Origin of the sequence: Roseomonas acroporae (genome assembly GCF_023223525.1) — a bacterium.
Classification (GTDB): domain Bacteria; phylum Pseudomonadota; class Alphaproteobacteria; order Acetobacterales; family Acetobacteraceae; genus Roseomonas_E; species Roseomonas_E acroporae.
On sequence record NZ_JALPRX010000034.1, the window covers coordinates 24,664 to 48,731 of the forward strand.

Below are 24,068 nucleotides of genomic sequence, written 5' to 3' on the forward strand. Positions count from 1 at the left end.
GAAAAGCGGCGGAGTTTGGCGTCGGGGGGGCGGGGATGCAACCCCGGGGGCGCCGGCGGAAGCGCCGCCGGCCAGGGCCGTCCCCTCTGCCGCCCCTCTGCCGCCCCCTGTCCGTTCCGGCACCCGAAAGCCCTCCATGCCGGCCCCGGCGGCCAGCGCGGGGGTGCCGCGTCCCGGCGGCGGGCGGACGGGACCGTGCGGGTGCGGCCGCGCCGGCCGCCTATCCCCGCGCCCGCTCCGCCCCGATCAGCGCCAGCCCTTCCGCCACGGACAGGAACTCCCCGCCCCCCGCGATCCGCTCCGCGCCGAAGCGCCGCTCGAACAGCCCGCGCACCGCCGGCACCAGCGCCGTGCCGCCGGTCAGGAACACCCGGTCGATGCCGGACTCGTCCAGCCCGGCGGCGGCGAGGGCCTGCCCCACCGTCGCGTCCAGCCGGCGCAGCTCGTCGGCGATCCAGCCCTCGAATTCCGCGCGGGTGATGGTCTGCTCGATGTCGAGCGTGCCGTGGCGGAAGCGCAGCACGGTGGACTCCGCCGAGGAGAGCGCCGCCTTGGCGGCCGAGACCGCCTGGTAGAGCGGGTAGCCCTGCTCGTCCTCCAGCAGCGCGATCAGGTCGCGCAGCCGCTCCGGGTGGGAGGCGGTGCGGGCCACCTCCTCGATGGCGCGCAGCGTGCGCGGGGTGCGCATCAGGGAGAGACGGTGCCAGCGGGCGAAGCCGGCATACCACTCGGCCGGCACCGGCAGCGGCGCGCCGCCCATCACCGTGTAGGTGCTGCCCTTGCCGAGCCGCGGCGCGATCACCCGGTCGATGATGCGGTAGTCGAGGCTGTCGCCGGCGATGCCGATGCCGGCATGGCCGAGCGGGGCGATACGGCGGGCGCCCCCCTGGGCGTCCCCCTGGGCGTCCCCCTGGGCGCCCCCCTGGGCGCCCCGGCGCGCCCCGCCCGGGTCGAAGCGCAGCACCGAGAAGTCGCTGGTGCCGCCGCCGAAATCGCCGATCAGCACGGTGGCGGGGGCGTCCAGCGTGCTGGCGAAGCGGTGGCCGGCCCCCTCGGGCTCCATGGCGAGGCCGAGCGAGGCGAAGCCGGCGGCGGCGAAGGCGGCGCGCAGGCGGGCCTCGCCGAGCGCGTCGTCCGGGAAGTCGCCGGCGAACTGCACGGGGCGGCCGGCGGTGACGTGGACCTGGGCGGGGTCCAGCCCGGCGGCGGCGAGCAGCTCGCGCAGGAACAGCGCGATCAGCGCCTCCAGCGTCCAGGGGCGGCCGAAGACGCGGGTCTCGCGGAAGGAGGACTGCGCCAGGTAGGACTTCATGGAGAGCAGCAGGCGGCTGTCCAGCGGGTCGTCGAGATAGGCCTCGACCGCCGCCGGGCCGGCGGCGTGCCGCACCGCGCCGCGCCCGCCGGGCTGCGAGAAGCAGAGCACGGAGCGGAAGGTGGCGGCCCCTCCCCCGGCGCTCCCTCCCGTACTCCCTTGGGTACTCCCTTGGGGCATCGCGCCGAAGGTGGCGGCGCGCGTGCCGCCCCCGGGCAGGACCAGGGCGATCACGCTGTTGGTGGTGCCGAAGTCGATGCCGACCAGTCCGGACATGCCTGCCGCCCCGCGCCCGTTGCCGAAGGCGGCGGGTTCAAGCGCAAAGCCGGCGGGACGGCAACCGCGCCGCCCGCGCGGCCGCCCCCGGCGGCAGGCCGAGCGGCCGCCCCAACGGCCGCCCCAACGGCCGCGTTGCGCCGGCCCGGCCGTTCGGGCAGGCTGTCGGCCACCCGCTGATTCCGCGCGGGAGAGAGCGTTCCGCCCGGGAGGACCGGTCGGGGCGCCGCCGAAGGCGCAACCGGCCCCCGGAAACGCTCAGGCAGAAGGACCGCGCGGGGAAGGGGCCTCTGGAAAGCCCGCGGCCGGGCCCTGCCCGCGCCTCGGCACCGACGGAGTAAGGCCGGCCCGGCCACAGGAAGGCGGGCGGCCGAATCTCTCAGGTCATCGGACAGAGGGGGGCCACGACACCGTTGCCGCCGCGCGCGGCCTGGGGGATTCGTGGCCGAGGAACAGGTTCCGACCGAGGAATTGCGGGAAACCCCGCTCGCCGCGCTGCACCGCGAGCTGGGCGCCCGCATGGTGCCCTTCGCGGGCTACGCCATGCCGGTGCAGTACCCGGCCGGCATCATGGCCGAGCACCTGCACTGCCGCGCCGGGGCGGCGCTGTTCGATGTCTCGCACATGGGCCAGGGCGAGCTGTCCTGCGCCGCCGGGCTGGAGCAGGCGGCGGCGGCGCTGGAGCGGCTGACGCCGGCCGACGTGCTGGGCCTGCGCCCGGGCCGGCAGCGCTACGCGCTGCTGACGGGCGAGGAGGGCGGCATCCTCGACGACTTCATGGTGACCAACCTCGCCGGCTCGGCGAACGGGGACCGGCTGTTCCTCGTGGTCAACGCTTCGCGCAAGGCGCACGACTTCGAGCGGATCGGCGCCGCCCTGCCGCCCGGCGTGCGGCTGCGCCGGCGCGAGGACCGGGCGCTGCTGGCGCTGCAGGGGCCGGGCGCGGCGGGGGCGCTGGCGACGCTGGCGCCCGAGGCGGCGCCGGCGGTGGCGGAGCTGCCCTTCATGGGCGTGACGGAGCTGCGCCTCGGGCGCGTCGAGGCGATCGTCAGCCGCTCCGGCTACACGGGCGAGGACGGGTTCGAGATCTCGGTGCCGGGCGAGCAGGCCGAGGGCTTCGCGCGCGACCTGCTAGCCCTGCCCGGCGTGCTGCCGGCGGGGCTCGGGGCGCGGGATTCGCTGCGGCTGGAGGCGGGGCTCTGCCTCTACGGCAGCGACATCGACGAGACGACCAGCCCGGTGGAGGCCGCGCTGGTCTGGTCGATCGGCAAGCGCCGGCGCACGGCCTGGGACTTCCCCGGTGCCGAACGGGTGCGGGCGGAACTGGCCGAGGGGCCGCGGCGGCTGCGCGTCGGCATCCGGCCCGAGGGGCGGCAGCCGGCGCGGGCGCACACGCCGGTGCAGGCGGCGCCGGGCGGCGCCACGATCGGCGCCACGATCGGCGAGGTGACCTCGGGCGGCTTCGGCCCCTCGGCGGGCGGGCCGGTCGCCATGGGCTACGTGGCGCGCGCGCAGGCCGCGGACGGCACGCCGCTTGCGTTGTCGGTGCGCGGCAGGTCGCTGCCGGCCGCGGTGGCGCCGCTGCCCTTCGTGCCGCACCGCTACCACCGGGCCAGGGCCTGACGCGCCGCCCCCTCCCCTTCCGCCCCCTTCCGCCGCGACGCCCGCACCACCGGAACAGCCGACCAGGGAAACGAGACGATGGCCGAGACCAGGTACACCAAGGACCATGAATGGGTGCGGCTGGAGGACGGCGTCGCCGTCATCGGCATCACCGACCACGCGCAGAACGCGCTCGGCGACCTGGTGTTCGTCGAGCTGCCCGAGCCCGGCCGCACGGTGACGCTGGGCGAGGCGGTGGCGGTGGTGGAGAGCGTGAAGGCGGCCTCCGACGTGTACGCGCCGCTCACCGGCCGGGTGGTCGAGAAGAACGCCGCCATCGAGGAGGACCCCGGTCTGGTCAACCGCGAGCCGAGCACGGGCGGCTGGTTCTTCCGCATGGAGCCGGCCGACCCGGCCGATTTCGACGCGCTGCTCGATGCCGAGGCCTATGCCGCGCACGTGGAGAGCGGCGCATGAGCGGGGCCCTGGCCGAGCTGGCCGCGCTGGAGCAGGGCACGGGCTTCGCCGCCCGCCACCTCGGCCCCTCCGAGGCCGAGATCGCCGGCATGCTGCGGGTGGTCGGCGCCGGAAGCCTGGAGGAGCTGGCCGGGCGTACCGTGCCGGACGCGATCCGCACCCGGGCGCCGCTCGACCTGCCGGCGCCGGTCGGCGAGGCGGACTGCATCGCGGAATTGCGGGCGCTGGCCGCGCGCAACCAGGTGAAGCGGTCGCTGATCGGCCTCGGCTATCACGGCACGCATGTGCCGCCGGTGATCCTGCGCAACGTGCTGGAGAATCCCGGCTGGTACACCGCCTACACCCCCTACCAGGCGGAGATCGCCCAGGGGCGGCTGGAGGCGCTGCTGACCTTCCAGACCATGGTGGCGGACCTGACCGGGCTGCCGATCGCCAACGCCTCGCTGCTGGACGAGGGCACGGCGGCGGCCGAGGCGATGGCGCTGGCGCAGGCCGCGCACAAGGGCAAGGGCCGCGTGCTGCTGGCCGCCGACGACCTGCACCCGCAGACGCTGGCCGTGCTGCGGACGCGCGCCGAGCCGGTGGGCATCGAGGTGCGGGTGCTGCCGGCCGACGGGATCGCCGCCACGGCGGCGGCGGCCAGGCCCTTCGGCGTGCTGTTGCAGTACCCGGGCACGACCGGCGCGGTGCGCGACCTCCAGGCCGCGATCGAGGCGGCGCACGCGGCCGGGGCGATGGCGATCGTCGCGGCCGACCCGCTCGCCCTCTGCCTGCTGCGCGCGCCGGGCGAGATGGGGGCCGACATCGCCATCGGCTCCACCCAGCGCTTCGGCGTGCCGATGGGCTTCGGCGGCCCGCACGCCGCCTACATGGCGGTGCGCGAGGCGCACAAGCGGCTGCTGCCGGGGCGGCTGGTCGGCGTCTCGGTCGATGCCGCCGGGCAGCCGGCGATGCGCCTCGCGCTGCAGACGCGCGAGCAGCACATCCGCCGCGAGAAGGCGACGAGCAACATCTGCACGGCGCAGGTGCTGCTCGCCGTGATGGCCGCGATGTTCGCCGTCTGGCACGGGCCGGACGGGCTGCGGCGCATCGCGCGGCGGGTCCACCTCCAGGCGGCGCTGCTGGCCGAGGCGGCGCGCGCCATGGGGCTCGGGCTGCGGCACGACAGCTTCTTCGACACGGTGGCGATCGAGGCGGGCGACCGGGCCGGCGCGATCATGGAGGCGGCGCTGGCGGCCGGCTTCAACCTGCGCCGCGTCGATGCCGGCTGCGTCGCGGTGGCGCTGGACGAGACGGTGACGCGGGACGAGCTGATCCGGCTGGTGCAGGCCATCGCCGGCGGCGCTGGCGTCCCGGCGCCGCCGCTGGAATCCCTGGACCCGCCGGCACGGCTGCCGGAGGCGCTGCTGCGCCGCTCCGAATTCCTCACCGCCGAGGTGTTCGGCAGCCACCGCTCGGAGCACGCCATGCTCCGCTACCTCAAGCGGCTGGAGGACCGGGACGTCGCGCTGAACCGCAGCATGATCCCGCTCGGCTCCTGCACGATGAAGCTGAACGCCACGGCGGAGATGATCCCGGTCACCTTCCCGGGCTTCGCCGAGCTGCACCCCTTCGCGCCGCCGGCGCAGACCGAGGGCTACCGCGCGCTGCTGACGCGGCTGGAATCCTGGCTCTGCGCCGTGACCGGCTTCGCCGCCGTGTCGCTCCAGCCCAATGCCGGCAGCCAGGGCGAGTATGCCGGGCTGCTGGCGATCCGCGCCTGGCACCGCGCGCGCGGCGAGGGGCAGCGCGACGTCTGCCTGATCCCCGCCTCGGCGCACGGCACCAACCCGGCCTCGGCGGCGATGGCGGGCATGCGGGTGGTGGTGGTGGCCTGCGACCGCGACGGCAACGTCGATCCCGCCGACCTGCGGGCCAAGGCGGCCGAGCATGCGGGGCGGCTGGCGGCGCTGATGGTCACCTACCCCTCGACGCACGGCGTGTTCGAGGAGGGCATCCGCGAGATCTGCGCGCTGGTGCACGAGCATGGCGGGCAGGTCTACATGGACGGCGCCAACATGAACGCGCAGCTCGGGCTGACCAGCCCGGCCGCGATCGGCGCCGATGTCTGCCACCTCAACCTGCACAAGACCTTCTGCATCCCGCATGGCGGCGGCGGGCCGGGGGTGGGGCCGATCGGCGTCGCGGCGCATCTCGCGCCGCACCTGCCGAACCACCCGCTGCGGGCGGATGCGGGGCCGGAGACCGGCTACGGGCCGGTGAGCGCGGCCCCCTTCGGCTCGGCCTCGATCCTGCCGATCTCCTACGCCTACATCCGGATGATGGGGCCGGAAGGGCTGAAGCGGGCCACCGAGGTCGCGATCCTCAACGCCAACTACGTGGCGCGGCGGCTCGGCGAGCACTTCCCGGTGCTGTACCGGGGCACGCGCGGCATGGTGGCGCACGAGTGCATCCTCGACTGCCGCGGCTTCGGGCAGAATGGCGGCGTGCTGGTGGAGGACATCGCCAAGCGGCTGCAGGACTACGGCTTCCACGCCCCCACCATGTCCTGGCCGGTGGCCGGCACGCTGATGGTGGAGCCGACCGAGAGCGAGAGCCGGGCCGAGCTGGACCGCTTCTGCGACGCGATGATCGCCATCCGCGCCGAGATACGGGCGATCGAGCAGGGCCGCAGCGACCGCGCCGACAACCCGCTGAAGAACGCCCCGCACACCGCCGCCGAGGTGACGGCGGCGGAGTGGACGCATCCCTACAGCCGGCAGCAGGCGGCCTTCCCGCTGCCCTTCGTCGCGGCGCACAAGTACTGGCCGCCGGTGAAGCGCGTGGACAACGTGTACGGGGACCGCAACCTCGTCTGCAATTGCGCGCCGCTGGAGGACTACGCGGAGCGGATGCAGCTCCAGGCGGCCGAGTAGCGGCCGCACGGTCCGGCGCGCCGCGGACGGGCGCGCCGGGTCCTTCCGGTTCACGGGGGGCGTGGCACGCCGCTCCTGTCCCGACGGCCGGCCGTGCCACGGCCGTCCACGGCACCGCCCCTTCCCTCGGCCGTCGAGCGAGGGACCACCCGACGCCGGCATCGCCCATGATGGCCGCCCTCCGCGAACCGCGCGGATCGTCGGCGGGCGGGCACGCCCGGAAGCCTGAAGCCGCCCCGAAGCGGCGAACCGAAGCGGGCGTGCCGACTACCCCGCCCGGCCGGCGGCCCGACGCCCGCCCCCGACACCGCCTGCGCACGCCCTGATCGGCTCCCGCTGGCCACGCGTTCCGCGCGACCTGTCTCCGGGCCGGGCGGGAAGCGTCGGCGATGCCCAGAGCGGATCGCCGACGGGCGGACACGCCCGGCGGCGTGAATCCGCGCCGGGAACAACGAGCCACGGCGAACCGCAGTCCCAACCGGACTGCGGTTCGCCGTAGACGCGCGGCATCCCGCGGGCGGCGATGTACGCGCCGAAAATATGAAATTTCATTATTATGGATGGCTATAGTCCCGACACGGCTGCGTAAGTATGGGCGGCGGCAGGCATGCCCTGCCCAGATAACCAGCCCAGCAATCCAGCCCACAACCAGGAACGTTTCATGACCTATCTTTCCGCTGACCTCGTCCTCGGCGACGAGATCGCCGCGTCGCGGCCGCTTCGGCAGGATCCGCGTGCCCTGATGGCCGAAAGGTTGCCGGCGCGGCTTCAGCCCTTCCTGACCTGGCTGACCGCCAAGCCCGCCCCCGGCGAGGAGTTGCGGCAGCGGTCGCCGCGGAGCTTCCTGTTCGGCGCGCTCGCCTGGATCCTGGGCGGGGTCGTCCTGACCTGCCTCGGCCTCGCCAGCGGCCATGCGGCGGGCCTCCTGCCCGTCTTCCTCGGACTCACCGCCACCTGCTGCGGCCTCGGCCTGTTCCAGGTGGTGCTCTTCCACCACTGCTCGCACGGGACGGTCTTCCGCACGCGCGAGGCCAACCGGCGCGCCGGGCGGCTGATCTCGGCCTTCCTGCTGTTCAAGCGCTTCGACGACTACCAGCGCGAGCACATGCTGCACCATTCCGCCAACAAGCTGCTGACCGAGGAGGACGAGTTCACCGGCTTCGTGTTCGGCATGTGCCGGCTGGAACCTGGCATCGGCAAGCGGGAGCTCTGGCGCCGCGTGGCGCTCGGCCTGGTCTCGCCCGGCTTCCACGCCCGCTTCCTCTCGCGCCGCGTCCAGTCCGCGCTGCTGTCGGGAGACCTGCGGCACGACCTGCCGGGCTGGGCGTTCTGGGCCGCCCTGTTCGGCATCGCCGCCGCGACCGGCAGCCTGACCTGGCTGCTGGTCGCCTGGGTGCTGCCGGTGACGGTGCTGCTGCAGGTGGCGACCGTGTTCCGCATCCTCTGCGAGCACCGCTTCCCCGACGAGGCGCTGATCCACGCGCGGGGCAAGGCGTTCGTCTGCGCCTCGACCATCGGCGTGTTCCCCGGCGCCATGCCGCCGGCGGCGAGCGCCGCCACGGCGCGGGGCCTCGCGGCCTGGACGCTCTGGTGGGCCGACATGCTGACCGTGACGCTGTTCGCGCGCCTCTTCGTGCTGGTGGGCGACGCGCCCTGCCACGACTACCATCATCGCCGGCCGGCATCCCGCAAGTGGACGAGCTACGCCCAGGCACGCCAGCTGGACCAGGATGCCGGCTCGCCGGGCTTCCCGATGAACTACACGGAGAACTGGGGGCTGCTGCATGCCGTGGACCACAACCTCGGCACGCTGGCGGCGACCCCGCCGGGCCTCGTCGCCTGATGGCACGGGGGCGCGGCGCGATCCGGGTCGCGCCCGCCCCCCGCGAGGCGGCGGGCCCCTTTTCCGGCGCCGCCGGGAGGGACGGGGGAGACGGGCGCAGCCGGCATCGGTGGCGCCGCGCCCTCCGCCACGAACGGGATGCAGGCCGGCGCACAAGGCAACTCCTGATGTTGCCTGGGCCGCCAATTCCCCCTAAGAGGCGAACCGGTGGAGGGTACCGGTCCTCGCACCGGGAGATTCCGGCATGGTCGGAGTAGGCTATGGCCGACATACGCAGGCATCCATCGCGGTGCAGCGTTGCCTCGCCATGCTCGGGTCCATGAAACCGCAGATGTTGCTGGTCTTCTGCGGCGGCAAGCTCGACCCCGCCCTGGTGCTCACCGCCTTCCGGGACCGCTTCGGCGACGTTCCCGTCGTCGGGGGCGCGGCGGCCGGCGCGATCACGCGTTCGGGCTACGGGTACAGCGGCCTCGAGATCGGCCTCCTCGCCTTCGGGGCGGACGACCCGGTGCCGGAGGTGCTGATCGCCGAACTCCTTCCCGGCGAGGAGGAGGCCGGGCGCCGCCTCGGCCAAGGCATCCGCGACGTGGCCGCCGAGGACGCGGCCGTGCTGCTGCTGTTCGACAGCGTCGCCGTCCAGTCGCCGCTGCGGCTGCACCCGGCCAGCGAGATCGTGCGCGGCGTCCACCAGGGCCTGGCAGGGCATCGGGTGCACCTGCTCGGCGGCGGGCTGCTCACCAACATGAACCTCGGCGACGGCTGGGTGTTCGACGGGCGGGAGGTGCGCAAGCACCTGGCGCTGGCGCTGGTCTTCCCGCCGCGCGTCGAGGCCGAGACGGTGATCCTGCACGGCTGCCGGCCGGTGAGCACCTTCATGCGGATCACCCGCATCGAGGGCAGCGAGGTGTTCGAGCTGGATGGCGAGCCCGCCCTCGACGTGATCGAGCGCATGCTGGGCGTCTCGCTCGGGGCGCCGGGCGGGCAGGACCTGTCGCTGATCGCGACGCTCGGGCAGAAGCAGGGCGACCCCTACGCGCCCTACGACGAGAACGACTACGTCAACCGTCTGATCCTGAAGGCCAATCCGCGGACCGGCTCGGTCACGCTGTTCGAGCCGGACTTCACGCCGGGCGCGATGGTGCAGATCATGGGGCGCGACAACCTGCTGATGCTGGAATCGGTGCGCGATGGCATGCAGGCCCTGGGCGCGGCGATCCGCCGGCGCAGCCCGCTGTTCGGCCTCTACATCGACTGCGCCGGCCGCGCGAGCGCGCGCTCCGGCTCGCCGACGGAGGAGGCGGAGCTGGTGCTGCGCGGCCTGCCGCCCGACCTGCCCTTCCTCGGCTTCTACTCGGGCGTCGAGGTCGCACCCTTCGGCGGCCAGGCACGGCCGCTGGACTGGACGGGCGTGCTGACCGTGCTCTGCGAGCGTTAGGAGATCGAGCTGCCGCAGACGCCGCCCGCCATGAACGCCGTCCAGGAAGCCCAGAAGGACCGCGAGCTGGCCTACTATCGCCGCGAGTGCAACGTCCTCGGCTCCCGCCTGCTGCGGCTGCAGGAGGAGCAGAGCCAGGCCTACCGCGAGGCACGCCGCTCGCGCACCGTCGCCAAGCTGCTCCGCGAGGCCTACCGCCTGATCCATCTCGGCTACACGCCGGGCGAGATCGGCCGGCTGATGCTCGACATCATCGTCGACAACGCCATGTGCGACCGCGCGGCGCTGCTGCAGGAGCTCGTGCCCGGCAGCGGCGACTTCCGCATCGCCCATGCGCTCGGCCTCGGCGACGACGCCGTCGGCGCCCGCATCCGCCTCGCTTCCGCCCCGCCCTTCTTCTTCACCACCTCCCGCACCCGCATCGAGCCGCCGGTCTACGAGCTGACCAGCATCCTGCGCCTGCCCTACGTGCTCTGGGCCTACGACGCCGCCTCCGGCCACGCGCTGATCCTCGGCAACGAGACCGAGGGCAATGTCAGCCGCCCCTTCGAGGAGGGCGACCAGGAGCTCGTCGAGGGGGCGCTCTCGGTCTACATCGACGTGCTGGTCCGCAAGCAGGCCGAGGCGGACCTGATGAAGGCCAAGCTCCTGGCCGAGGAAGCGAGCTCCACCCGCTCGCGCTTCCTCGCCACCCTCACCCACGAGCTGCGGACGCCGCTCAACGCGGTGATCGGCTTCTCGGAGATGATGTCGCGGCGCTCCGGCTACAGCCTGACCGAGGAGCAGTTCGAGGAGTTCAACAGCTACATCCTCGGCTCCGCCCGCCAGCTGCTCTCGCTGATCAACGAGATCCTCGACTATTCCAGCCTGTCGCGCGCCGGCGTGGCGCTGAGCTGCGCCTGGGAGGACCTCGCCTACCTGCTGGCCGAGGCGGCCGGCGCGGCCTCCGGCGTCGGCGCCGACCGCGCGGTCGCCGTCGTGCCCACGGTGCCGGCGGAGCGCATCTGGGTCTGGGTGGACCGGGTGCGGTTCCGGCAGATCCTGGACAACCTGCTGAGCAACGCCGTGCGTTTCAGCCATGCCGGCGGCACCGTGTCGCTGCGCACCGCGCAGCAGGCGCCGTCGGCGCCGCAGCTGCCGTCGGCGATCGGCGGCCCGGCGCCATCGGCGATCGGCGCCCCGGCGCCATCGGCGCCGTGCGGCCCGACGCCATCGGCGCTGTGCATCGAGGTGCGCGACGAAGGGATCGGCATGAGCGAGGCGGACATCCCGCGCGTGCTGGAGCCGTTCCAGCAGGCCGGCAACGTGCTGGAGCGCCGGGCCGGCGGCACCGGGCTCGGCCTGCCGATCGCCAAGGGGCTGGCCGAGGCGCACGGCATCGGCTTCGAGCTGGAGAGCCGCCCCGGCGCCGGCACCACGGTCCGCCTCGTGCTGCCCGCCGGGCTGTTCGTGATCGGCACCGACCGCCCGACGGCGCCGCCGCGCGACGCCGCGCGCTGAACGCGGCGCGGCGGCCCGGCGCCGCCGCGTGACCGGACGCACGCCCCGCGCCGCGCCGCCGCCGATGTGTGGGTGCACCACGGATATGCCGACAACATGTGCAGCGTCGGACGGGTTTTTCGGCACCGGCCCGGCCGGAGCCGCGGCACGGGGCGGCGGCGCCCGGCGCGGGGCGGCGGCGTCGGTCCGTGATGCGGCCCGCCTTCCGCCGCGCCGGCCGACGAGGACGACCCGGTCTGGCATGGTCCTTGCGATCCGGGCCCGGCGATCCGGCACGGCCGGCGGCCCGGCCGCCGCGGCCGAGGCCGCGCCAAGGGGGCCAGCCCATGACATCCGCTCGACCGATCCAACGACGCCCGCTGCTGGCCGCGCTCGGCCTGTCCGCCCTCGCCGCGCCGCGTCTCGCCCGCGCCGCCGGTGCCGAGCGGCTCTCGGTCCGGCTGGACTGGCTGCCCTGGGGCGTCCACGCCCCCTTCCACCTCGCCGCCGCCAAGGGCTGGTTCACCCGGCACGACCTCGACGTGCGGCTGGAGGACGGCAACGGCTCGGTGACCACCGTGCAGCTCATCGGCAACGGCCAGTTCGATGTCGGCCATGCCTCGCTCGGGCCGATGGCCATGGGGCGCAGCCGCGGCGCGCCGGTGAAGGCGATCGCCAATTTCATCCGGCAGAACGACATCGGCCTGATGATGCCGCAGGGCTCGCCCACCACGGTGCAGGGGCTGCGCGGCAAGAAGCTCGGCTTCACCAACGGCTCGCTGGAGACTCCCTTCCTCGACCAGTTCCTCGCCGCCGGCCGCCTGACCCGTGCCGATGTCGAGCTGATCGCGATCGACGCGGCGGCCAAGCCGGGCGTCCTGCTGGCCGGGCGGATGGACGGCGTGTTCTCCTCGGTGCCCTCGCTGCTGCCGATCGTGAACGCGCAGAAGCCCACCATGGCGATCCGCTTCGCCGACCACGGCCTCACCTTCCCGAGCTTCGGGCTGATCGCCAACGAGCGCAACATGGCCGAGCGCGGCCCCGCCCTGCGCCGCTTCGCCAGCGTCATCAGCGGCGCCTGGACCTACATCTTCGACGGCCACGAGGACGAGGCGGTGCAGGCCGTGCTGGCGGCGCGCGCCCAGGCCAAGCTGCCGCCCGGGGTGGTGCGCGCCCAGATCGACCTGATCCGCACCTTCCTAACCACCGATGCGACCCGCGGCGAGCCGCTCGGGATCATGGCGACGGCCGACTGGGAGGCCGGGCTGCGCGTGCTGTCCGACGCGAAGCTGATCGAGACGCAGCAGCCGGTGGCGAGCTACTTCACCAACGACCTGCTCGACCGCGACCTGATCGCGACCGTCGGCCGTGGCGCCGCTTGACGCGACGGGCGGCGCCGCGCCGGCAGCCCCGCCCCTGATCTCCGCGAGCGGCGTCGCCAAGCGCTTCGGCGGGCCGGGCGGCACGCTGGCGCTCGACGGCGTGACGCTCGACATACGGCGCGGCGAGTTCGTCAGCCTGCTCGGCCCGAGCGGCTGCGGCAAGAGCACCTTCCTGCGCTGCCTCGCCGGGCTCGACCGGCCGACCGGCGGGCGGCTGACGCTGGAGGGCGTGCCGATCACCGCCCCGCCGGCGGAGCTCGGCATCGCGCTGCAGCGGGACGCGCTGCTCGACTGGCTGGACGTGCTCGACAACGTGCTTCTGCCGGCCGAATTCGCGGGCGCCCCGCGCGCGCGGCACACGGCGCGGGCGCTGGAGCTGCTGCGCATGGTCGGGCTCGGCGAGTTCGTCCATGCCTATCCGCGCACCCTCTCCGGCGGCATGCGCCAGCGCGTGGCGATCTGCCGCGCCCTGCTGATGAGCCCGCCGCTGCTGCTGATGGACGAGCCCTTCGGCGCGCTCGACGCGCTGACGCGCGACCAGCTCAACGTCGACCTGCGCAAGCTCTGGCAGGCCAACCGGATGACGGTGGTGTTCGTGACCCACAGCATCGCCGAGGCACTGTTCCTCTCGACGCGGGTCGTCCTGTTCGGGCCGCGCCCGGGCCGGCCGGTGGACGACGTGACGCTCGACCTGCCGGAGCACCGTCGCCTCGCCCTGCGCGAGACACCCGAATTCGGCGCCTATGCCCGCCGCTTCCGCAGCCAGTTCGAGGCGATGGGGCTGATCCGGGAATGAGTGGGGCGGGAATGGGGAAGGCCGCGCGATGAGCCAGGGTTCCACGGGCACGAGTTCCACGGGCACGAGTTCCATGGGCGGGGGCATGCGGGGCGGGGCCGGCATGCGTACCCTGCGCGGCCTGCTGCTGCCGACGATCGGCATGGTGGCCTTCGTGCTGCTGTGGGAGGCGGCGGTCGACGTCTTCCGCATCCCCTCCTTCCTGGTGCCGGCGCCGAGCGCCGTGTACGAGGAGCTGATCGCCTTCCCCGGCTGGTACGCGGAGCAGACCGCCTACACCGCCATGGTCACGCTGGCCGGCTTCGTGCTGGCCGCCGTGCTCGGCTTCCTGTTCGCCGTGGTGATCACGGAATCGCCGCTGCTGGACCGGCTGCTCTTCCCGCTCTTCGTGGCGCTGAACAGCATCCCGAAGGTGGCGATCGCGCCGCTGTTCCTGATCTGGTTCGGCACCGGCGCGCTGCCCAAGGTCGCCATCGCCTTCCTGGTGGCGGTGTTCGCGGTGGTGATCGACGCCTCGCTCGGCCTGCGCTCGGTGCATCCGGACGTGCTCGACCTCGCCCGCGCGCTGCGCGGCTCGCGGCTGAAGGTGCTGCTGCGGATCAAGCTGTTCGCGGCGCTGCCCTCGCTGTTCGCCGGGCTGAAGGTGGCGATGGCGCTGGCGCTGGTGGGCGCGATCGTCGGCGAGTTCGTCTCCTCGCAGAACGGGCTCGGGCAGGTGATCCTCTCGGCGCAGGGGACCTTCGACACCGCCCGCGTCTTCGCGGCGCTGACGATCCTCGCGGTGCTGGGCGTGGCGCTGATCGGCGCCGTGGACCTGGCGGAGCATCTCGCCATGCCCTGGCGGCACCGTTCGGTGCGCCGGCAGCGGCCGCGGGCCGCCGCCGCGGAGCGGCAACTCGATCCCGCCGCGGAGCGGCAACTGGACCCCGCCGCGGAGCGGCAACCGGATCCCGCCGCGGAGCGGCAACCTGATCCCGCCGCGGGGCGGCGGCCGGGAGCCGCCGCGGAGCGGCCGCCGGGCGTCGCCGCCCCGCGCCAGGCGACGGGCTGACGCCGCCCGGCGGCGGACGGACAGGAAGGGCGGCGGCACGGCGCCGCCCCCGGGAGGATGACGGTGCAGCGCAGGCTTCGCGTGGGAATCATCGGCGGCGGCATCGGCGGCGCGGCGCTGGCCGGCGCCCTGGCGCAACGCGGCATCGAGGCGCGGCTGTACGAGCGCGCTCCTGCCTTCGGCCAGGTCGGCGCCGGCATCCAGATGACGCCGAACGCGGTGAAGGTGATCCGCGCGCTCGGGCAGTGGGAGGCGCTGCGCGACGCGAGCTTCCTGCCGGCGGCGATCGTCGGCCGCAACTGGCGCACCGCGCGGGTGATGTTCCGCACGCCGCTGCGGGACGAGTGCCCGAAGCTGTACGGCGCGGAATTCTTCCACGTCCACCGTGCCGACCTGCACCGCATCCTGGTCGGGCTGCTGCCGGAGAACGCCGCGACCCTCGGGGCGCGCTGCACCGGCATCCGGCAGGAGCGCGGCGTCGCCGTGGCCAGCTTCGAGGATGGCCGCGAGGCGGAGGCGGACGTGATCGTGGGGGCCGACGGCATCCACTCCACCGTGCGCCGCGACCTGTTCGGCGAGGCGCCGCCGCGCTTCACCGGCAACATGTGCTGGCGCGCCGTGGTGCCGGTGGACGGACCGGTCGATTTCGTCAGCCCGGACTCCTCCTTCTGGATGGGGCCGAACGGCCACGTCGTCACCTACTACGTTCGCGGCGGCCGCGCCGTGAACATCGTGGCGGTACTGGAGACCAAGGACTGGGTGCAGGAATCCTGGAACGTCCCCAGCAGCCGCGCCGAGCTGACGGCGGGCTACGCCGGCTGGCACGAGAACCTGCAGACCCTGTTCTCGCGCACCGACGCGGTGTTCAAGTGGGGGCTGTTCGACCGCGACCCGATGGCCGCATGGTCGGTGGGCCGGGTCACGCTGCTCGGCGACGCGGCCCACCCGATGCTGCCCTTCCTGTCGCAGGGCGCGGCGATGGCGATCGAGGATGCCTACGTGCTGGCCGACCGCCTCGCCGCCGAGGCGGATCCGACGGTGGCGCTCAGGGCCTACGAGGCGCTGCGGCGGCCGCGCACCGCGCGCGTGCAGCTCGAATCGCGCGAGCGCGGGCGGACCTACCATCTCGCCTCGCCCATCGCGCAGCTTCGGCGCGACGTCTCCTACTGGTTCCGCAGCCTCATCAACCCGCACAGGAGCGGCATCCAGACCAACTGGGTGTACAGCTACGACGCGACCGCGGCGCCGCCGCTGCGCGAGGCGGCGTAGCGGCGGCGCGCCGCCGGGACGGCATCCGCATCGACGCCCGCAAGAGAGCGCTTGCGCGACGCCGGTCAATGATGTGTATACTTACTAATAGGCCGTGAGGGAGCTTTTCGGCATGGCAGTGCAGGACCACGTCTTGGTCGTCGGCGCCGGTCCGGTCGGGGCGGTGATGGCATTGACCCTGTGCCAGCGCGGCTTCCCGGTGACGCTGATCGAGGCGGAGCCCGGCCCGGTCGAGGACCAGCGCGCCGCCACGGTGCATCCGCCGACGGTGGAGATGCTGGCGGCGATGGGCCTGCGCGACGCGGCCTGGGAAACCGGCCTGCTCTCGCCGCTGTTCCACTTCCGCGACCGGATCACCGGCGAGCTGGTGGCCGAGTTCGACGTCGGCATGCTGGAAGGCGAGGTCCCCTACCCCTTCGTGCTGCAATGGGAGCAGTACAAGCTGGTGCTGGCGGCGCTGGACAAGGCGGCCGGGACGGGCCTGCTGACCACGCGCTTCGCGACGCGCCTGCTTTCCTTCACCCAGGATACCGACCATGTGCACGCCCTGGTGGAGACGGAAGGCGGCACGGAGACGCTCACGGCCAACTGGCTGATCGGCGCCGATGGCGGCCGCAGCACGGTGCGCAAGCTCGCCGGCATCGAGTTCGAGGGCTTCACCTGGCCGGAGCGCTTCATCAAGATCGGCACCACCTACGATTTCCTGGAGGCGGGCAAGGGCTACTGCACCCGCAACTACTTCTCCGACCCCGACGAGTGGCTGAACCTGTTCAAGGTGAAGGGGCCCGGCGAGCCGGGCATCTGGCGCGGCATCTTTCCCGTGCCGCCCGAGGAGCCGGACGAGGCGGCGCTCAGCCACGAGGGCGTGCAACGACGGTTGCAGAAGTTCCTGCCGCGCGAGGGTGGCTACGAGATCGCCTACCATGCGCTCTACAAGGTGCACCAGCGCGTCGCGGCCACCTTCAACCTCGGCCGCGTGCTGCTCGCCGGCGACGCCGCCCATGTCAACAACCCGATCGGCGGCATGGGCATGAATGGCGGCCTGCACGACGCGGTGAACCTCGCCGGGAAGCTGGAGTCGATCCGCGACGGCGGCGCGGGGATGGAGGCGCTCGACCGCTACACCCGCCAGCGGCGGAAGGCGCAGACCGATTTCGTGCAGGCGCAGTCGGTCGCCAACAAGCAGTCGCTCAGCGAGCGAGATCCGGCGAAGCGGCGCGAGCATCTCGACCGGCTGCGCCGCACCGCCGCCGATCCGGCGCTGCACAAGGCGTTCCTGCGGCGCTCCTCGCTGATCGACAGCCTCGACACCGCCAACGCGGTGGCCTGACCTCATGGCGGAGACGAAGCCCGCGCCGGGCGACTGGATCGGCGCCAGCCTGCTGCGGCGCGAGGATGCGCGCTTCCTGATCGGTAAGGGGCAGTTCGTCGCCGACATCCGCCTGCCCGGGCTGGAGGATGCGTGCTTCGTGCGCAGCCCGATGGGGCACGCCTCGCTGCGCGGGCTGCGCAGGCCGGCGGAATGGGCCGAACGCGTCTACACGCACGACGAGCTGGGGCCGTTCCAGGCGCTGCCCGCCGGGCCGGACATACCGGGCTATCGCAACGTCGCCTATCCGGTGCTCGCCACGGATCGGGTCTGCTTCGCCGGCCAGCCGATCGCCGCCGTGGTGGCGCCGACGCGCGGCGAGGCCGAGGACATCGCCGGGCTGGTGGAGCTGGATCTCGACGCGCTGCCCGCCGTCACCGACGCGGTGCTGGCCATGGCGCCGGACAGCCCGCGCATCCACGATGCCTGGCCGGACAACGCCTTCATCACCAGCGGCGCGCGGGCGGGCGACGCCGCCGCCGTCGCCGCCACGGCGCCGGTGCGGATCACGCGCCGGCTGCGGATGAACCGGCAGTCCATCGTGCCGCTGGAGGGGCGCGCCGCGCTCGCCTACTGGGACCACCGGCTGGACGAGCTGGTGGTGTACCTCTCGACGCAGGGCGCGCATGTGATGCGCCTCGGCATCGCGCAGGCACTCGGAATCTCCGAGCACAAGGTGCACGTCATCGCCCCCGACGTGGGCGGCGGCTTCGGCGGCAAGAACCGGCTGACGCCGGAGGAGATCGCCGTCTGCGCCCTGGCGCTGAAACGCGGCCATCCCGTGCGCTGGATCGAGGACCGGCGCGAGCATCTGATGGCGGCGCCGCAGGCACGCGAGCATGTGTACGACCTGACGCTGTACGCCGACCGCGACGGCACCATGCTGGCGCTGGAAGGCGACGTGTACATCGACGCCGGTGCCTATCCGCTCTGGCCCACCGGCGCCTTCGCCGAGGCGAGCATGGCGGTGCGCAACCTGACCGGCCCCTACCGGATCCGCCACATCGCGCTGCGCAACCACACCGTCGCCACCAACAAGCCGCCGATGGGTCCGTATCGCGGCGTCGCCCGTCCCGGCGCCTGCTTCGCCATGGAGCGGCTGGCGGACGAGCTGGCGCGCGAACTGGGACTGGAGCCGATCGAGATCCGCCGCCGCAACATGGTCACCGCGGGCGAGATGCCCTACGTCACCGCCGCCGGCATGCGGCTCGACAATGGCGACTACCCGGCCTCGCTCGACGAGGCGGCGCGCTCGATCGGGCTGGACGCGATCCGCGCGCGCCAGCGCACGGGCGAGCCGGACGGGCGGCGCATCGGCGTCGGCTTCGCCTTCTACACCGAGCAGAGCGGCCACGGGCTGAAGGAATGGGCGCGGCGCGGCGCGCGCGTGATGCCGAGCTACGAGACCTGCACGGTGCGGATGCTGCCGGACGGCTCGGCGCAGGTGCTGGTCGGCATCCAGAACCACGGCCAGGGGCTGGAGACGACGCTGTCGCAGATCGCGGCGCAGGAATTGCGGCTGGACCCCGCGCGCATCGCGGTGCGGCACGGCGACACGGCGGTCAGCCCGTTCGGCTTCGGCACCTTCGCCTCGCGTTCCACCGTCTTCGCCGGCGGCGCTGTGGCGCGTTCCTGCCGCATCCTGGCCGAGAAGATACGCCGCATCGGCGGCCATCTGATCCAGACCGATCCCGTCGAGACGCGGCTGGAGGACGGGCACGTGGTCGGCCCCTCCGGCGCGGCGGTGTCCTTCGCCGAGATCGGCCGCGCCGCGCATGTGCGGCAGGAGATGATGCCGCCCGGCGTCGATCCGGTGCTGGAGGCGACCGCCACCTACGAGCCCGCCGACTCCTCCGGCACCTTCTCCTACTCGACGCATGCCGCGCTGGTCGCGGTCGATCCGCTGACCGGCGGCACCGAGCTGCTCGACTACGTGGTGGCCGAGGATTGCGGCACGATGGTCAACCCGCTGATCGTGGACGGACAGGTGACGGGCGGCGTGATCCAGGGCATCGGCACGGCGCTGTACGAGGAGGTGCCCTACGACGAGTCCGGCCAGCCCCTCGCCACCACCTTCGCCGACTACCACATGCCCTGCGCCACCGAGATGCCGCGCGTGCGCATCTCGCACTTCGTGACCCCCTCCGCGATCACCGAGTACGGCATCAAGGGCATGGGCGAGGGCGGCGCCATCGCGCCGCCGGCCGCCATCGCCAACGCGCTGGCCGACGCCTTCCGCGACAGCGGCGCGCAATTCAACGAGACGCCCTGCACGCCGCGCCGCGTCGTGGCGGCGCTGGAAGCGGCGGAGGTGCCGACATGAAGCCGCCCGCCTTCGACTACGCGCGCCCTGCGACGCTCCCGGAAGCGTTCGCCGCGCTGCTCGGCACGGAGGGCGCGATGGCGCTGGGCGGCGGCCAGTCGCTGCTGCCGATGCTGGGGCTGCGCGTCGCCGCGCCGTCGCTGCTCGTCGATCTGGCGCGGCTGCCGGGGCTGCGGGAGGTGACGGAGACGGCGGCGCGGATACGGATCGGCGCCGGCGTCACCCATGCGGCGATCGAGGACGGTGTCGTCGCCGATCCGTCGCGCGGCATGCTGCGCCGTGTCGCCGCCGGCATCGCCTATCGCGCCGTGCGCAATTTCGGCACGATCGGCGGCGCCGTGGCGCTCGCCGATCCGGCCGCCGACTGGCCCGCCTGCCTGCTCGCGCTCGATGCCGTGGCGATCATCGCCGGGCCGGATGGCGAGCGGCGCCTGCCGCTGGAGGCGCTGCTGCTCGGCGCCTATACGACGGCGCTGGAAGCGGGCGAGATCCTGCTCGGCTTCGACGTGCCGCGTCTCGGCGCCGCGTCGCGCTGGGGCTGGTGCAAGCTGGCGCGCAAGCAGGGGGCCTATGCGGACAGCATCGGCGCCGTGGTGCTGCCCGGCGACGGAGCGCCGCCGCGGATCGTGCTCGGCGCCACGACCTCGCGCCCTGCCCTGCTGCCGCACGCCGCCGCCGCCCTGGCGCGTGGAGAGGCGGGGGCGACGCTGCGCGATGCGCTGCTCGGCGACATCGAGGCCGCCGAGCCGGATGCCGATTCCTACCGCCGCCGCTGCCACCTCGCCACGGTGCAGCGCGCCATCGCCCAGGCGACCAGCGCATGACCCGGATCAACCTGACCCTGAACGGGCGCGCGCAACACCGCGAGGTGGAGCCGCGCCAGACCCTGGCCGACTTCCTGCGCGACGGCTGCGACCTCACCGGCACGCATCTCGGCTGCGAGCACGGCGCCTGCGGCGCCTGCACCGTGCTGATCGACGGGCTGCCGGCGCGTTCCTGCATCCATCTCGCCGTGCGCGCGGATGGCTGCGACGTGCGCAGCATCGAGGGGCTGCGCGACGACCCGCTCACCGTGCTGCTGCGCCGCCACTTCCACGAGGCGCACGCACTGCAATGCGGCTACTGCACGCCGGGCATGCTGGTGACGGCGCGCGACATCCTCCGACGTTTCCCCGCCCCCGACGAGGCCACCATACGCCGCGAGCTGGCGGGGCAGATCTGCCGCTGCACCGGCTATGTCGGCATCGTCGAGGCGATCCGGCGCGCCGGCGCCGAGCTGGCCAACCAACCGAGCTGACCCGGAATCCGCATCATGCGTCTCGACGCCTACACCCATCTCTTCCCGCCCGGCGGCTACATGCAGCGGCTGATGGACCTGGTGCCGGACAAGGGTCCGGTGAAGCGCTGGCTGAACCTGCCGACGCTCTGGGATGTCGAGGCCAGGATGCGCATGGTGGACAGCTTCGGCGACTACCAGCAGGTACTCGCCAACACCATGCCGCCGGTCGAGGTGGTGGTCGGCCCCGATGCCGCGCCCGACCTCGTGCGGCAGGGCAATGACGGCTTCGCCGAGCTGATCCGCCAGCGCCCGGACCACTTCCCCGCCTTCATCGCCAGCCTGCCGATGAACAACCCGGAGGCGGCCGTCGCCGAGGTGGACCGCGCCGTCGCCATCGGCGCCTGCGGCTTCCAGATCTTCACCAACGTCGCCGGCAGGCCGCTCGACCTGCCCGAATTCCAGCCGATCTTCGACCGCATCGTGCATCACGACGTGCCGATCTGGCTGCACCCGGCGCGCGGCGCCAACTTCCCCGACTACCGCTCGGAATCGAAGTCGAAGTACGAGATCTGGTGGACCATCGGCTGGCCCTACGAGACCAGCGCCGCCATGTCGCGCCTCGTCTTCTCCGGCCTGTTCGACCGGCTGCCCGAGATCAAGATCATCACCCACCATCTCGGCGCGATGATCCCCTATTTCGAGGGGCGCTTCGGGCCCGGCAACGACCAGCTCGGCACCCGCACCGAGGACGAGGACTACGTCGCGCTGCTGCACTCGCTGAAGAAGCGGCCGATCGACTACTTCCACATGTTCTACGGCGATACGGCGCTGTTCGGCTCCGCGGCCGGCACGCGCTGCGGCCTCTCCTTCTTCGGCGCGGACCGGGTGGTGTTCGCCTCCGACTGTCCCTTCGACCCGGAGGGCGGCTACCAGTTCATCCGCGACACCATCCGCGTGCTGGACGAGCTGGAGATCTCCGAGACCGACCGGCGCAAGCTGTTCGAGGGCAATCTGCGGCGCCTGATCCGGCGCTGAACAGGACGGGCGGATCGGGAACCGCCCGCGCATCATCGGGAACGCACGGCGCAATCGAGCCAAGGGAATACGAGGATGCCGCATCACGCCTTCCATGGTGGCCGCCGGGGATTCATCGCCGGCGCCGCCGGCCTTGCCGCCGCCTCGCTGTGCCGCCCCGCTATCGCGCAGGGCAGCCTGGATTCCGTCCGCTTCAGCTGCGACTTCCGCATCTACGGCGGCACGGCGCCGTTCTTCTACGGGCTCGACAAGGGCTACTTCCGCGAGGCCGGCATCGAGGCGCGCGTGGACGGCGCCGCCGGCTCGGCCGAAGCGGTGACGCGGGTCGCCAGCGGCACCTACGAGTTCGGCTGTGCCGACATCTCCACCGTGGCGGAATTCGCCGGGCGAAACCCGCAGGCCGCGCCGCGCGTGCTGATGCCGATCTACGATCGCTTCGCCGCCGCGATCATCAGCCCGAAGTCGCGGGGCCTCGATTCCTTCGCCGCGCTGCGCGGGAAGACGGTGGGCACCGGCCAGTCCGACGCACCCTCGCGCATCCTGCCCTCGCTGCTGCAGCGGTTGAACATCCCGGCCGATTCCTTCAACCGCGTCGCGGTGGACATCAAGCTGCGCGACACCATGCTGCTGCAGGGGCGCGTGGACGCGGTGGTGGGCATGGACTACACGGTGCTGTTCAACCTGCTCGGCGGCGGCCTGCCGCCCGCGCAGGTCAACTGCATCTACTTCGCCGACAACGGCTTCGACTTCTACGGCCAGGGGCTGATCGTCAACCAGGAGGTGCTGGCGCGCAACCCGGATCTTTGCCGGCGCATGGCGGTCGCCGTCACCCGCTGCTGGACCGGCGCGGCCAGGGATCCCGACGGGTCGATCGACAGCATGATGCGGCGCGAAGGCCTCTCCGACCGCAACGTGGAACGGCAGCGTCAGCAATGGGTGCTGGACAGGCTGATCCTGACGCCGAACGTCCGGCGCAACGGCATCGGCGCCTATGACGAGGCGCGCCTGCGCTCCGGCCTCGCCATCCTGGCCGAGGGCTTCCAGATGCAGAACCCGCCCACCGTCGAGCAGGTCTTCGACGGCCGATTCATCCCCGACGCGGCGCTGCGCCGCGTCGCCTGAGCGGACATCCGGCCGCAACGGCCCCGCACGAGGAGGACAGCGCCATGCAGACCACCATTCTCGGCGGGGCGATGCTGCCGCACGCCCCGCAATTCTTCACCCAGCCCGACACCGAGGACAAGGCGACCATCGCCGCCGTGCAGCAGATCGGCGCCGAGATCGGCGCGCGGCTGCGGGCGCTCGACCCCGATCTCTGGATCATCTTCTCCAACGACCACGCCGAGCAGTTCTTCCACAACGCCGCGCCGCCCTTCACCATCCATGTCGGCGGCGAGGCGACCGGCCATTTCGCCGGCCGCGACTTCCGCTGGCGGATCCCCGGCGAGATCGGCCTCGCCCTGGTGCGCGCGCTCTACGACCAGGGCTTCGACCCGGCCTTCAGCAGCACGGCGAAGATCGACTACGCGATCGGCATCCCGCTGACCCATCTCGGCCACACGGCGCCGGTGCTGCCGATCTACGTCAACGCCTACCTGCCGCCGCAGCCCTCGATGGAACGCTGCTACGCCTTCGGCCAGGCGGTGGCGCGCGCGGTGACGCTGCTCGGCCTGCGGACCGTGGTGCTTTCCTCCGGCGGCATGTCGCACTTCCCCGGCACGGACCGCTACTCCAACCCGGAGCTGGACTGGGACAACGCCGTGCTCGCCAGGCTGCGCGAGGGGAAGCTGAAGTCGCTGATCGGCCTCGGCGCGGAGGAGCTGGACGACACCGGCAACATCGAGCTGCGCTGCTGGGCCTGCGCCGCCGGCGCGCTGGGCGACCGCGTGCCGGACATCGCGCAGATGAACCCGAGCTGGCACCACAATTACGCCTCGCTCGGCTGGTTCGGCGGCGCCGCGACGGCGAAGCAGCCGCACTACCCGGAGACGAAGCCCGAGCTGGTCCCGCTCGTCACCGCCCTGCACGCGCTGGCGCACGAGCAGCCGGCGCGCGAGGCCTACATGGCCGATCCCGCCGCCTTCGCCGATCGCTACGGGCTGACGCCGGCGCAGCACGCCGCGCTGGTCGGGCTCGACATGCCGGCCATCGTCGCCATGGGCACGCACCCGCTGGTGCCGTTCCTGGCCAACATGCAGATGCAGCGCCTGCGGCGGGGCTGAGCC

18 protein-coding genes and 2 riboswitches are annotated in these 24,068 nt (G+C 73.2%); of the genes, 17 read left to right on the top strand and 1 reads right to left on the bottom strand.

What is annotated here, in order from left to right; all coding sequences use genetic code 11:
* Positions 1–220: 220 nt before the first annotated feature.
* The gene (locus M0638_RS08845; protein WP_248666611.1) at positions 221–1,588 is read right to left on the bottom strand and encodes an Hsp70 family protein; all 1,368 of its coding nucleotides are present in this window, start codon (positions 1,586–1,588) and stop codon (positions 221–223) included.
* A gap of 177 nt (positions 1,589–1,765) precedes the next feature.
* A riboswitch (glycine riboswitch) is annotated at positions 1,766–1,872 on the top strand.
* Positions 1,873–1,875: 3 nt separating this feature from the next.
* Positions 1,876–1,986: riboswitch (glycine riboswitch) on the top strand.
* A 43-nt stretch (positions 1,987–2,029) separates the two neighbouring features.
* Here M0638_RS08845 and gcvT point away from each other — a divergent pair.
* The 17 genes from gcvT to M0638_RS08930 all read left to right on the top strand — a co-directional run bounded on the left by gcvT (position 2,030) and on the right by M0638_RS08930 (position 24,065).
* Positions 2,030–3,211: a glycine cleavage system aminomethyltransferase GcvT gene (gcvT, locus tag M0638_RS08850; RefSeq protein ID WP_345893012.1), complete on the top strand. Its 1,182-nt coding sequence runs from the start codon at positions 2,030–2,032 to the stop codon at positions 3,209–3,211.
* 78 nt (positions 3,212–3,289) lie between these two features.
* Positions 3,290–3,667, top strand: coding sequence for a glycine cleavage system protein GcvH (gene gcvH, locus M0638_RS08855; RefSeq protein ID WP_248666612.1), 378 nt, complete (start codon positions 3,290–3,292; stop codon positions 3,665–3,667).
* A complete protein-coding gene (gene gcvP / locus M0638_RS08860; protein ID WP_248666613.1) occupies positions 3,664–6,582 on the top strand; it encodes an aminomethyl-transferring glycine dehydrogenase in 2,919 nt (972 codons plus the stop codon). Before gcvH ends, gcvP begins: the two co-directional genes overlap by 4 nt.
* 661 nt (positions 6,583–7,243) lie before the next feature.
* On the top strand, positions 7,244–8,425 hold the full coding sequence (locus M0638_RS08865) for a fatty acid desaturase family protein (RefSeq protein ID WP_248666614.1): 1,182 nt from the start codon (positions 7,244–7,246) through the stop codon (positions 8,423–8,425).
* A 331-nt stretch (positions 8,426–8,756) separates the two neighbouring features.
* Positions 8,757–9,860, top strand: a complete 1,104-nt coding sequence (locus tag M0638_RS08870) for an FIST signal transduction protein (protein ID WP_248666615.1) — start codon at positions 8,757–8,759, stop codon at positions 9,858–9,860.
* 30 nt (positions 9,861–9,890) lie between these two features.
* Positions 9,891–11,360: a sensor histidine kinase gene (locus M0638_RS08875; RefSeq protein ID WP_248666616.1), complete on the top strand. Its 1,470-nt coding sequence runs from the start codon at positions 9,891–9,893 to the stop codon at positions 11,358–11,360.
* A 326-nt stretch (positions 11,361–11,686) separates the two neighbouring features.
* Entirely contained in the window at positions 11,687–12,721 is a 1,035-nt protein-coding gene (locus tag M0638_RS08880; protein ID WP_248666617.1) for an ABC transporter substrate-binding protein, read from the top strand.
* Positions 12,708–13,517: an ABC transporter ATP-binding protein gene (locus M0638_RS08885; protein ID WP_248666618.1), complete on the top strand. Its 810-nt coding sequence runs from the start codon at positions 12,708–12,710 to the stop codon at positions 13,515–13,517. The genes M0638_RS08880 and M0638_RS08885 overlap by 14 nt, the downstream gene beginning before the upstream one ends.
* Positions 13,518–13,620: 103 nt before the next feature.
* Positions 13,621–14,568: an ABC transporter permease gene (locus M0638_RS08890; RefSeq protein ID WP_248666619.1), complete on the top strand. Its 948-nt coding sequence runs from the start codon at positions 13,621–13,623 to the stop codon at positions 14,566–14,568.
* Between the two features lie 63 nt (positions 14,569–14,631).
* Complete coding sequence (locus tag M0638_RS08895; RefSeq protein ID WP_248666620.1) at positions 14,632–15,837, top strand: FAD-dependent monooxygenase; 1,206 nt, start codon at positions 14,632–14,634, stop codon at positions 15,835–15,837.
* A gap of 112 nt (positions 15,838–15,949) precedes the next feature.
* On the top strand, positions 15,950–17,167 hold the full coding sequence (locus M0638_RS08900) for an FAD-dependent oxidoreductase (RefSeq protein WP_248666621.1): 1,218 nt from the start codon (positions 15,950–15,952) through the stop codon (positions 17,165–17,167).
* A gap of 4 nt (positions 17,168–17,171) precedes the next feature.
* Positions 17,172–19,529 carry a xanthine dehydrogenase family protein molybdopterin-binding subunit gene (locus M0638_RS08905; protein ID WP_248666622.1) on the top strand — a complete coding sequence of 786 codons (2,358 nt, stop codon included), beginning with the start codon at positions 17,172–17,174 and terminating at the stop codon, positions 19,527–19,529.
* Complete coding sequence (locus M0638_RS08910; protein ID WP_248666623.1) at positions 19,526–20,353, top strand: FAD binding domain-containing protein; 828 nt, start codon at positions 19,526–19,528, stop codon at positions 20,351–20,353. The genes M0638_RS08905 and M0638_RS08910 overlap by 4 nt, the downstream gene beginning before the upstream one ends.
* Positions 20,350–20,826 (top strand): (2Fe-2S)-binding protein, encoded by a 477-nt coding sequence (locus M0638_RS08915; protein ID WP_248666624.1) that lies wholly within the window; start codon positions 20,350–20,352, stop codon positions 20,824–20,826. The genes M0638_RS08910 and M0638_RS08915 overlap by 4 nt, the downstream gene beginning before the upstream one ends.
* Positions 20,827–20,841: 15 nt before the next feature.
* A complete protein-coding gene (locus M0638_RS08920) occupies positions 20,842–21,843 on the top strand; it encodes an amidohydrolase family protein (RefSeq protein WP_248666625.1) in 1,002 nt (333 codons plus the stop codon).
* A gap of 75 nt (positions 21,844–21,918) precedes the next feature.
* The gene (locus M0638_RS08925) at positions 21,919–22,965 is read left to right on the top strand and encodes an ABC transporter substrate-binding protein (RefSeq protein WP_248666626.1); all 1,047 of its coding nucleotides are present in this window, start codon (positions 21,919–21,921) and stop codon (positions 22,963–22,965) included.
* Between the two features lie 44 nt (positions 22,966–23,009).
* Complete coding sequence (locus tag M0638_RS08930) at positions 23,010–24,065, top strand: DODA-type extradiol aromatic ring-opening family dioxygenase (RefSeq protein WP_248666627.1); 1,056 nt, start codon at positions 23,010–23,012, stop codon at positions 24,063–24,065.
* Positions 24,066–24,068: the final 3 nt, after the last annotated feature.

Coding starts and splice junctions, on each gene's coding strand:
- M0638_RS08845 (WP_248666611.1), bottom strand. CDS start 1,588: ATGTCCGGACTGGTCGGCATCGACTTCGGCACCACCAACAGCGTGATC.
- gcvH (WP_248666612.1), top strand. CDS start 3,290: ATGGCCGAGACCAGGTACACCAAGGACCATGAATGGGTGCGGCTGGAG.
- gcvP (WP_248666613.1), top strand. CDS start 3,664: ATGAGCGGGGCCCTGGCCGAGCTGGCCGCGCTGGAGCAGGGCACGGGC.
- M0638_RS08865 (WP_248666614.1), top strand. CDS start 7,244: ATGACCTATCTTTCCGCTGACCTCGTCCTCGGCGACGAGATCGCCGCG.
- M0638_RS08870 (WP_248666615.1), top strand. CDS start 8,757: ATGTTGCTGGTCTTCTGCGGCGGCAAGCTCGACCCCGCCCTGGTGCTC.
- M0638_RS08875 (WP_248666616.1), top strand. CDS start 9,891: ATGAACGCCGTCCAGGAAGCCCAGAAGGACCGCGAGCTGGCCTACTAT.
- M0638_RS08880 (WP_248666617.1), top strand. CDS start 11,687: ATGACATCCGCTCGACCGATCCAACGACGCCCGCTGCTGGCCGCGCTC.
- M0638_RS08890 (WP_248666619.1), top strand. CDS start 13,621: ATGCGTACCCTGCGCGGCCTGCTGCTGCCGACGATCGGCATGGTGGCC.
- M0638_RS08900 (WP_248666621.1), top strand. CDS start 15,950: ATGGCAGTGCAGGACCACGTCTTGGTCGTCGGCGCCGGTCCGGTCGGG.
- M0638_RS08905 (WP_248666622.1), top strand. CDS start 17,172: ATGGCGGAGACGAAGCCCGCGCCGGGCGACTGGATCGGCGCCAGCCTG.
- M0638_RS08910 (WP_248666623.1), top strand. CDS start 19,526: ATGAAGCCGCCCGCCTTCGACTACGCGCGCCCTGCGACGCTCCCGGAA.
- M0638_RS08915 (WP_248666624.1), top strand. CDS start 20,350: ATGACCCGGATCAACCTGACCCTGAACGGGCGCGCGCAACACCGCGAG.
- M0638_RS08920 (WP_248666625.1), top strand. CDS start 20,842: ATGCGTCTCGACGCCTACACCCATCTCTTCCCGCCCGGCGGCTACATG.
- M0638_RS08925 (WP_248666626.1), top strand. CDS start 21,919: ATGCCGCATCACGCCTTCCATGGTGGCCGCCGGGGATTCATCGCCGGC.
- M0638_RS08930 (WP_248666627.1), top strand. CDS start 23,010: ATGCAGACCACCATTCTCGGCGGGGCGATGCTGCCGCACGCCCCGCAA.